This is a genomic window from Anabaena sp. WFMT (assembly GCF_051781005.1).
Lineage (GTDB): Bacteria > Cyanobacteriota > Cyanobacteriia > Cyanobacteriales > Nostocaceae > Anabaena.
In genome coordinates this window covers 154431-165362 of record NZ_JBPWOA010000054.1, presented here as the reverse complement: position 1 = coordinate 165362, position 10932 = coordinate 154431, and the positions used below count along the sequence as shown (strand labels likewise).

General features: G+C 38.9%; 7 protein-coding genes. 4 read left to right on the top strand and 3 right to left on the bottom strand.

Going from position 1 to position 10932, the window contains the following annotated elements:
• The 4 genes from ACSQ6I_RS26950 to ACSQ6I_RS26935 all read left to right on the top strand — a co-directional run.
• Positions 1 to 350, top strand: a 350-nt coding sequence (locus ACSQ6I_RS26950) for an efflux RND transporter periplasmic adaptor subunit (RefSeq protein WP_438893236.1), incomplete at its 5' end; no start/stop codon positions are given.
• Positions 351 to 385: 35 nt separating this feature from the next.
• A complete protein-coding gene (locus tag ACSQ6I_RS26945) occupies positions 386 to 3565 on the top strand; it encodes an efflux RND transporter permease subunit (RefSeq protein WP_438893235.1) in 3180 nt (1059 codons plus the stop codon).
• Positions 3566 to 3720: 155 nt separating this feature from the next.
• Complete coding sequence (locus ACSQ6I_RS26940) at positions 3721 to 4128, top strand: heavy metal-responsive transcriptional regulator (RefSeq protein WP_127055481.1); 408 nt, start codon at positions 3721 to 3723, stop codon at positions 4126 to 4128.
• 199 nt (positions 4129 to 4327) lie between these two features.
• A complete protein-coding gene (locus ACSQ6I_RS26935; RefSeq protein ID WP_127055482.1) occupies positions 4328 to 5209 on the top strand; it encodes a hypothetical protein in 882 nt (293 codons plus the stop codon).
• A gap of 1004 nt (positions 5210 to 6213) precedes the next feature.
• On the opposite strand, the gene ACSQ6I_RS26930 is transcribed toward ACSQ6I_RS26935, so the two are convergent.
• From ACSQ6I_RS26930 to ACSQ6I_RS26920, 3 genes are all read right to left on the bottom strand, one after another.
• Positions 6214 to 7149, bottom strand: coding sequence for a hypothetical protein (locus ACSQ6I_RS26930; RefSeq protein ID WP_127055485.1), 936 nt, complete (start codon positions 7147 to 7149; stop codon positions 6214 to 6216).
• Positions 7150 to 7253: 104 nt separating this feature from the next.
• Positions 7254 to 7748, bottom strand: coding sequence for a hypothetical protein (locus ACSQ6I_RS26925; RefSeq protein WP_127055486.1), 495 nt, complete (start codon positions 7746 to 7748; stop codon positions 7254 to 7256).
• A 43-nt stretch (positions 7749 to 7791) separates the two neighbouring features.
• Positions 7792 to 10932, bottom strand: coding sequence for an efflux RND transporter permease subunit (locus ACSQ6I_RS26920; protein ID WP_127055487.1), 3141 nt, complete (start codon positions 10930 to 10932; stop codon positions 7792 to 7794).

Genomic DNA, 10932 nt, shown 5'->3' with positions numbered 1-10932 from the left:
CTAACACAGCCAACGATACTCAATCAGTCTTAGTAAAATCACTGTTTGATAATTCCCGCAAACAATTGCGAGCCGACCAATTTGTTAAAGCGAAAGTGATTTGGAACAAACGCCCAGGAGTATTAATTCCCACAACAACTGTTATCCGTTTGGGTGCAGAAACTTTTGTGTACGTAGCCGAAACCTCACCCAAAAAACAGGAGTTAGTAGCACGCCTCAAACCCGTAGAGCTAGGTAGTATCCAGGGTAATCAGTATCAAGTGCTGAAAGGGTTAACCGCAGGAGAGAAAATTATTGTTTCCGGTTTACTCAACTTAAGAGACGGCGCATCTATTATTCCTGAACCTTAGTTAAATCCAGATTTTTACCCAGAAAGCATAAGTCTATGTTTGCTAATTTTTTTATCAAGCGACCCGTATTTGCGATCGCCTGCGCTCTTGTCATGCTCATGGTAGGTATAATCAGCATTCCGCTACTACCAGTAGAGCAGTACCCAGATATCAGCCCCGTACAAATCAATGTCACCGCCAATTACATTGGTGCGAGCGCGCAAGTTGTAGAAGATACAGTCACAACAGTTTTAGAACGACAAATTAATGGTGTCGAAGGCTTAAAATATATCACCTCAACTAGCAGCAGTGACGGTACTAGCAACATCATCGTCACTTTTGACCAAGGGTATGACATTGATACTGCGGCTGCTGATGTGCAAAATCGCGTCTTGCTTGCGGAACCAAAATTGCCAGAAGTTGTCCGACAAACGGGCGTTTCTGTGACTAAGCAATCCAGTGGTATCGTCTTAGCGATGGCTTTATATAGTGAAGGCGATAAGTACGATGACACTTTTATTAGTAACTACGCCGACCTTTATGTTTTAGATCGCCTCAGACGCATTAAAGGTGTCGGTAACATTGCGACTTTTGGCAATCGCCGCTACGCGATGCGGTTGTGGCTTGACCCGACTCAACTAGCCAATCGCAAGTTGACAACTGAGGACGTAATTAACGCACTTCACCAACAAAACCTACAGTTAGGTATCGGTAGTATTGGACAGCCACCCGCACCCAATGGGCAAATGTATCAAATAGAGTTGCAAACTCAAGGGCGGTTAAAAGACGCTGACGAATTTGAAAACATGGTCATCAAAGCAGGTACAGATGGCACACTTGTTAAGCTCAAAGATGTTGGTCGTGCTGAACTTGGGGCAGAAAATTACAGTTCCTTTGCTCGCTATAGTGGTCACGTTGCTGTTGGCTATCAAATCCTGCAAATTCCTGGAAGCAATGCTTTAAAGATTGCCAATGCGGTCAAAGCGGAAATGGCGAGAATTGCAGAGGATTTCCCACCTGGTTTGCAATATGAATTTCCCTATGATTCCTCGCTGTTTGTCGAAGCATCTCGTAAGGAAGTTGTCAAGACTTTATTAGAAGCAATTGTGCTGGTTGTCATCGTCATTTTTATTTTCTTGCAAGACTGGCGCACTACCATCATTCCCGCAATTACAATTCCGGTTTCTTTAATTGGGATGTTTGCGTTTGTAAAGGTTTTTAATTTTTCACTTAACAGCTTAACTCTGTTTGGTTTAACCTTAGCTAGTGGCATGGTTGTAGATGATGCGATCGTTGTTGTTGAAGATATAACTCGCTTGATTCAAGAAAAAGGTTTAAGCCCGCGTCGCGCTGCATCCCAATCAATGCACGAACTATTTGGGGCGGTGATTGCTACATCTCTCGTACTTTTGGCTGTATTTGTTCCTGTAGGTTTTTTCCCTGGAACAACAGGACAACTATATAAACAATTTGCACTAACGATCGCATTCTCAATTGTACTTTCAACTTTTAACGCGATTACCCTCACGCCTGCTTTAGCTGCTTTGTTATTACGAAAAACACAAAAACCACGCGGTTTACCAGGCTGGATTTTTGGAGCGATTAATTGGTTGCTCGGCTGGATACAAAAAGGCTATCAACAAATTCTCAGATTGCTCATCAACTTCAAAATCGTTGTCTTATTACTGTTTGTTGCATCTTTGGTTTGGACAGGCTGGCTTTACCTGCGCGTCCCCACAGCATTTTTACCGGAAGAAGACCAAGGCTATTTTATTAATTTAATGCAGGGGCCAGATGGCACTTCACTCAATTACACCCGTGAAGTTGCGAAGCAAGCAGAAAAAGAACTTCTGAAAATCCCAGAGATTCAAGGTACTTTTGCAATGGGTGGTGTTGGTTTTAGTGGTAATACTCCTAACCGAGGCTTGATATTTGCACCGCTAAAATCTTGGGATGTCAGAAAAACAGCCGAACAAACTGCATCAGCAATTGTAAATCAAGCTAGAAGTGGACTGTCAGCAATTAAAGACGCAGCCGTGTTTGCAGTGAATCCTCCGACTATCCAAAGTTTAGGGAGTGTGGGTGGTTTTGTATTTCAATTGCAAGATAGAGGCGATCGCAATAATAGTGATATCAATAATTTAGTCAAAATCAGCCACGATTTAATCGGCAAAGCTAATCAAACCCCAGGATTGCAAGGAGTCTTCAGTACCTACACCGCTAATGCACCCCAATTACTTATCGAAGTAGACCGAGAAAAAGCCGAAGCCTTACAAGTCCCTGTCAGAGATATCTTTAGCACCTTGCAGACTTTCATTGGTTCCCGCTACGTCAACGACTTTAACGCTTTTGGTCGCACGTACCGAGTCTATGTCCAAGCAGATCAACAGTTTCGCTCTAACCCAGAAGATATTGGACTACTATATGTGCGTTCTGAACGCGGTGAGATGATTTCCCTTAGTAGTTTGGTGAAGGTTACACCAACCACCGGGCCGCAAACAATTAACCACTACAACCTATATCGCTCAATAGAAATCAACGGTGCAGCTGCTCCTGGTTTTAGTTCTGGACAAGCAATAGAAGCTATGAAAAATTTAGCCGCTACTGTTTTACCCAGAAACATCAGCTATGAATGGTCAGGTATTACTTTAGAAGAATTAGAATCTGGTGGACAAGCACCAATTATTTTTGGTCTAGGAATTTTCTTTGTGTTCTTAGTCTTAGCTGCTCAGTATAATAACTTCATTGATCCTCTGATTATTTTATTGTCAGTTCCCTTGGCGGTTTTGGGAGCATTGTTAGCCCAATCATGGCGCGGTTTATATAACGATGTTTACTGTCAAGTTGGGTTAGTGATGTTAATTGGTTTAGCGAGTAAAAATGCAATTTTAATTGTTGAATTTGCTAACCAATTACGCGAACAAGGTTTTTCAATTACCAAAGCAGCAGTGAAAGCTTCTGGCGAACGCTTACGTCCAATTCTCATGACTGCGATTTCTACTCTGCTAGGAATTTGGCCGCTTGCTGTGGCTACAGGTGCAGGTTCAGCTAGCCGTCAATCTCTTGGTACTGCTGTCTTTGGTGGAATGTTCGTTGCAACTTTCTTGAGTTTGTTTGTAGTACCTATCCTGTATATCGTGATTACCCAAATTCGCTTACTGTTTGCAGGTGTACCAAAGGTTAGGCATCAAGCAGGTAAGTTAGTAAAACAATCAGAAGTTGACGTACTTCCCTGAAAATAAGCGAGAATTCTTAGCTTGGCGTATATCCCCTGGCTTGAGCTTAGGGGTTTTCACTTTACCCCATTATTTTTAATCGAGTTGATACTTGACTCTCCATCTGACTGGAGAATCTAGGATAAAGTAGACGATTAAATTTAAGAGAAGTAATTATGCTAGTTCAAGAAAAGTCAAAACAGATTGGTGTAGTTGCTAAAGAAAGTGGAGTACCGATTAAAACCATTCGCTACTATGAGGAGCTTGGTCTACTCAAATCATCAGGCAGAACTGAGGGTGGTTTTAGATTATTTAACACTGATGTTTTAGCTCGCCTGCACTTTATTAAACGCGCCCAAAGCCTGGGGTTATCTTTAGCCGAAATCAAAGAATTTTTGAATGTTCATGATGAGGGGGAACTACCTTGTGAACATATAAAAACCAAGCTTGAGGATAAGGTACAAGCTATTGATTATCAGATTCAGCAATTACTTGTTTTGAGACAAGATTTGTCAGCGATGCTTTCTGGCTGGGAAATTCAATCTGAAACATATCATTCAACAATTTGTCCTATTATTACTTGAAGGTTAATATGGAATTTTAAATATCAGATTTTCAGGTACGTTTATTGTTTTAAATAAACGTGCTTTTGCATGAAATTCAATAAAAATTAAACATAATAATTTATTGATTTTGCCTCTTGACTCTCCAGTAAACTAGACAATTTAAACTCAATTTTATGTTGAGTAGACAATTCATAAATTCACTAATGGAGCAGAATTAATGAAGAGATTTATCAATGCGATCGCTATCACTACTACTTTGGTAATAGTTCAAGCTTGCTCATCATTACCTAAAGCTGAAGAAAAAGCAATGTCTGTTAGCACACATCAGCATGAGGAGCTTTCAATCAATGAAAGTCATCATGGAGAACATTCAACAAGTAGCACAGTTCATGGTGAGAAGAAAGCGTTGACTCAAGTAAAACTTAAAGTTTCCAGTAACATCACCCCAAATAAAAATATTTCGCTATTGATTGATGTTCAAGATTTAGAAGGAAAGGCGATCGCCAAGTTTGACAATTTCCAAGAAAAGCTCATGCACTTAATTATTGTCAGTGACGATCTTCAGTTTTTCAGCCATCTTCATCCCACATATAAAGATAATGGTCAGTTTCAAGTAGAAGCTAGTTTTCCAAAAGCAGGTGGTTACACATTCTTTAGTGACTACAAACCTGCTGGTCAGTCAGAACAAATTTCAGTATTAAAAACACAAGTTCCAGGAATCACTATTGCTGCTCCAGAAATTGACATTAAGCGTAGTAAAACTTTCAATGATACTCAAGTCAATCTCGCTCTTTCTGAACCCACTGTAAAAGCAGGTCAAGAAGTAACTTTAATGTTTAAATTACAAGATGCTACTAACAATCAACCGCTTACAGACTTGCAGCCTTACTTGGGAGAAAAAGGACATTTAGTTATCCTGCGACAGTCAAGCTCATTAACAGCAGCAGATTACATCCATGCTCACGCACTCAATAATACTCCAACTGGACAGGTTCATTTTATGACTAGCTTTCCGCAAGCAGGAAAGTATAAACTTTGGGGACAATTCAATCGCAACGGTAAAATCATTACTGCTGATTTCTGGATTAATGTGGTTTAATTTAGCTGATGTTTTCTTAGTAAAATAAGAAGGGCAGAACTTCCTACCTTCCAACTTTGGATGTACATAGTACCTATATGAATTCACCACCTAAATAGGTGGTGAATTCTTGTTTCTGGCTATCTCTAATTTAGGAGTTGACCTATGCTAACAGCTAGCGATTGTGTTAAATTCGGTTTCTCAGTTCAGACAAGTTATCCATTGATGCGATCTCTTCACTACATTTACTCCAAAATAATCAAATACATCAGCTCAATTACAGAGCATTATTTATGAATTAATCTGCTCTTCATAGATACATACATCAAGCTCGGTAAAGCTATATTTAACTACCTCATTAATACCCTGATTAATGAGGAGAAGTAGCCAGTTAAGTTGTCCTTATTTAGGTGAGAATTATTGGTGATTTTTTTGCTGAACCTCTATACTAACTCTATCTACTAGCATGACAATTCATAATGAAATCAAGATGAAATTTCAGCAATTATCATTAAAATTTACAAATAAATTAATATGAAGAAACTTGAACTTCATCTCAAGGAATCTCCACATCGCTACCAACGACTTCAGTCGAAAGATGACAGGTAGAATTAGAACTAATAATTGGTTGTAGTAATGTGTTTAAGCTTATTTGCAAGTTGGTGGTGCTAGAAATAAATGGATAACACTATTAATTTTAAGAATACTATTACAACAAAAGAAGTAAATTACTGGATTTAGTTTTGAAATTGAATAATTAAGTTTTAATTTAGTGAAAAAATATAATTATTTTTTGTAGCAAGTAACTTAATTTCTCAGGAAAATAATCTATTTAATAAAATTACTTGTAAAATAACAAATCTTTTAATTAATAAGAAATCAAGCTTTTTAGTCATGGTTGAAAGTGGCACGGCTAAAAAGCTTGGTGGGGTGTAAACATGAGGAGCATGTTTCTAATTTAGATTATACAAAGTATAGATGAAATCAAGATGAAATCAAGATGAAATCAAGATATATCAATGTATTTAAGTAACAGTTACCCAAAAATCAGCAGTAATAATTTTCCCGTTTCGATTAAACTGTCCCCACATTTTATATTTTCCCGGTTTTGGAAAACTGGTGATAAAATGAACTTCATGATCTGGAGTATTTTTCATAGCATGAGCATGGATATAGTCTGCTTGTGTTAACGGTGATGATTGCTTAAGAATAACTAAATGTCCCCTTTCTCCTAAATAAGGTTTTAAATCTGTAGGTGGTTTTTTAGTTGCAGCATCCTGTAAATTAAAAATTAAATGCACCTCTTGTCCAGCTTTAATGGTGGATTGAGATAACTTGAGATTAACTTGAGTATTATCAAAAGTTTTAGTAGTAGCTAAATCAATTTTTGGTTTAGCTGGTGATTGACCTGGAACTAGTGCTTTGAGGACTGACACTTGTTCTGCTTTTCCTGCTACTTTGTAATCACTGAAAAGAGTGTAATTAGACGAATAGGGAAAATTAAATTGAACTTCAAAGCGTCCATTTCCTTTATATGCAGGATGAATATGTTGAAAAGACTGCAAATCATCACTGACAACAATCAAGTGCATTAATTGTTCTTGGAAAGTGTCAAAATTAGCAATGGCTTTACCATTTTTGTCTTTTATTTCAATCGCTATAGGAACAGGAGTGTTAGGAGTTATTTTGCTGGGAAGGATAAGCTTTGCAGTAGCGTTCGCAGGTTCTAACTGGGAATGACCATGCTCATCATGGGAGTCCCCCATATTATGTCCGTCATGAGGATTATCTTTTTCTTTTGGTTTTTTAGAATTCTCCATATTATGACCAGTATGGGGATTCGCATTACTTATGCTGGTGGGATTAGTGTCTGAAATTTCCCCAGATTTAACTTGTGAAGCACAACCTTGAGTCAATGCAAGAGTTGAAGTGATAGCCAGTGCAGTCAAAAAACTTTTCATTTTGATGAAAATAGTATTTGTGTGTAAAAATATACGGTTGAAAAGTGAGATTGCCCCGAAAACTAGAATAATCAGTGTCGAAATCAAAGCATGATAAACACTAGTTAGCGATTAAAGTTGAAACGTCCGGTTGCTTGTTCGCCTTTAATATCTGCCGTAATTTTCACTTGATACTGACCAGATGCTTTTTCATTCAGTAGACCAGTATAGTGTTTATCCTTGGCATCATAAGTAAAAGGAATCGTCTTTTGTTGACCATCAGGTAGCTGCACTTGAGCCGTTACTTTTGCATTAGGTACTGTGGCGTGGTTATCACCTGTTTGCAAATATAAATCCATGTGAGTTGCATTTGCTTCTTTTTCAGGAACAAATTCTAAATGATAGCTTCCTGTCTCTACAACTTGGCCTCCATGAGATGCACCATGTTCGCTATCTGTTTTAGTTGCTGGTGAGGCAGAAACAGATGGTGTTTGAGTAGTCGCCTTGGAAGCATCTGGACTATTTTCTGTATTAGCTGATTGATTAGCATTACTGCAAGATCCTAAAAATAGTAGTCCCACACTTCCAAGAATAATTAAGCCAGATTTAAGTGATTTCATTGGTTTATTCCTCTTTGTATATATGTTTAGACGTTTTGAGTAGCTACATGTGCATAAAAAATTTCTCGTCTTTTGCTTTACTCTCCTCCGTTTTCTTGGGAAATAAATGTTTACCAAACTTGGCATACAAAGCAGGTAAAACAACCAAAGTTATCGCAGTTGATGTAAACAAACCACCAAAAACAACAATAGAAAGTGGTTGCAAAAGTTCTTGTCCTGGGCCACCTTGTAGTACCATTGGTGCTAGACCTAATGCAGAAGTCAAAGCTGTCATTAAAATCGCATTAAGTCGTTCCATTGAACCTTTAACAATAATTTCTTTTAACGGCATTCCTTCGGCAAATTTACTGTTATAGTTATCCACTAATAACAAACCATTGCGAGTTGCTACCCCAAACAAGGAAACAAATCCAACCAAAGACGCAACAGAAATCACGCCTCCAGTTAACGCTACTGCGATTACACCTCCTACCAAACCAATTGGTAAATTAATCATAATCATGATGGTAGAAGGTACAGATTTCACTGAAATATACATGAGAACTGTAATTGCCACAAATGCGATCGCACTGAACACCAGAATATTTTGGGTAGCGCGTTCTTCGGCTTCAAATTGACCTGCGTATTGGATAAAATAACCCGCAGGCACTTGGACATTGCTTTTGACTTTGGCTTCAATCTCATTGACAATCGAGCGTAAATCCCTACCTTTAGCATTAGCTGAAACTACAATCAAACGGGAAACATTTTCACGATTAATTGTATTAGGCCCAGTACCATTGTCAATTATTGCCACATTACCTAAAGGAATTTTCTGTCCATTAGGGGTATCAATTAATAAATCCCGAATGGTGGACAAATCTTGTCGTGCTTCCGGCTTTAACCACACTAAAAGGTCAAAGGATTGTTGATTTTCTAAAACTTGAGAAACGACTTGTCCGTTGAGTGCGGTTTCAATAATGCTAGAAATTTCTCCGACTGATAAACCGTAGCGACTAGCAGCATCTCGATCAAATTTAATTTGAATTTGTGGTATGGGGATTTGTGGTTCTAGCAATAAATCTACAACACCATCAATGGTTTTCATCTGTGCTTCTACTTGTTCGCCGATTTGGCGGAGTTGTGCTAAGTCTGAACCAAAAATTTTGACTGCGATCGCACTTCTTACCCCAGACAAAACTTCATCCATACGGTGGGAGATGAATCCGCCCACATTTGGTGCTGCTCCCGGTATCTTATCAAACTCTTGCCGCAGCTTTTCTAAAGTCTTCGTGCGGTCTTTCATCCCCTCGTCACTAAGTTCAATATCAACGTGTGCAATATTCACACCTGCCGCATCGGCATCTCCCTCAGCACGTCCGGCTCGTGTTTGAATAAATTTAAAGCGTTTGTCATCTTTAAGCGCATCTTCTACTACATAACCGGCTTTTGTTGTCGCTTCTAAAGACACACCAGGATATAAAGTTAAAGTATTTACCATCGTTTGCTCTTGGAACTCTGGTAAAAAAGCTCTACCGAATGAAGGAATAACTGCGAGCGCAGCTACCGTTAAAGCCAATGCAATACCAATGATTGGTAACGAATTCCGAAAAGAAAAGTTGAGACAGTAGCTATAAATTGTCTTACATAATCTCGCCAACCAAGGCTCTCTTTTTGTCACTTTGACATTAGGTAATAAAATCGCACACAAAGCGGGAGAAACTAACAGCGATTCTAAACTAGAAATGACAACTATTACTAAATAAGAGATTCCCATTGGTGTAAAAATTCTGCCTTCTACACCTGGTAAAGTAAAAATTGGTGAAAAAACAATAATGCCAATAACAGTTGCACCAATCAATGATTCTCGTACTTCTTTTGAACCTTCAAAAATAATTTCTAATGGCGGTAATGGATTTTCAGAAATTTTATTTTCTCGCAATCTTCTATAAGTATTTTCTCCATAAACAATAGCATCATCAATTGCCGTACCAATCGCTACTGCTAAACCTCCTAACGTCATTGTATTCAGTCCTATTCCCAACCAAGAAAGGGCTAGCAATCCAAACAGTAAAGTTAAGAAAAAATCTAGTAAGCATACTGCCAGAGTCCGCCAATTCATTAAAAAGGGAATAAGAATTATTGCCGCAATGATGCTACCTTGAATTAATGATGAACTAACATTTTGAACCGAGGAATCAATATACCTATCTTGGCGAAATGTCGTGGTGATTTTAATCTCTGGTGGTAAACCAGCTTGAATTTCTTTCATTGCCGCTTCTATCGCACGGGAAACAGTGGGAGTATCTGCAAGCGGCTGTTTGTTAACCATTAAAATAATTGCTGGTTTACCATCAAAACTACCATCACCCCGTTTAATCGCACCACCAATTTTCACATCTGCTACATCTTGTAGCCTCACCGGTACTCCGTTACGTGCAGTAATAGTTGATTTTTGCAAATCTGCAATTGATTCAATGCGTCCGATACCTCGAATTAATGTTTCTTTATCTGGTGTGATTAAATAACCGCCTGGTGCATTACCGTTAGCGGCTTTTGTAGCATTAGTAACTTGCTCTAAAGAAATATTAAAGGCTGCTAATTTTGCTGGGTCAACTAAAACTTGATATTGACGAGCATCACCACCAAAAACTACTACTTGGCTCACACCTGGAACAGCTAAAAGACGATTTGTGACTTGCCAATCAACAATTCGTCTAGCTCCCATCAAGTCAATTTTGGATTGAGAATTATTTTCTGATTCGACTGTAAAAGCGTATTGAACAACTAAACCAACAGGTGAAGTAGTAGGAGAAATTTGCGGCGTTTCTACTCCTGGGGGAAGTTTGCTGGCTGCTTGTTGCAGTCGTTCAGTCACTAGCTGACGTGCTTGATAAATTTCTGTCCCCCAGTTAAAGATTACCCTCACGGCTGAAATTCCTGCTGCTGAGGATGAACGGACTGCGGTTACTCCTGGTGTACCATTAATTGCACTCTCAATTGGTAAAGTTACTAAAGATTCAACTTCTTCCGGCGCGAGTCCCGGTGCTTCGGTTTGAATTTCTACTTGGGGCGGTGCAAAGGGTGGTAGCACATCTAATGGCATTTGGGGAATGACGTAGAATGTCCACAATGCAGCGATCGCTGTAGCTAAGACAACGAGCCAACGTCGGTCAATCACCCACCTGACGATGTTATTGAGCAT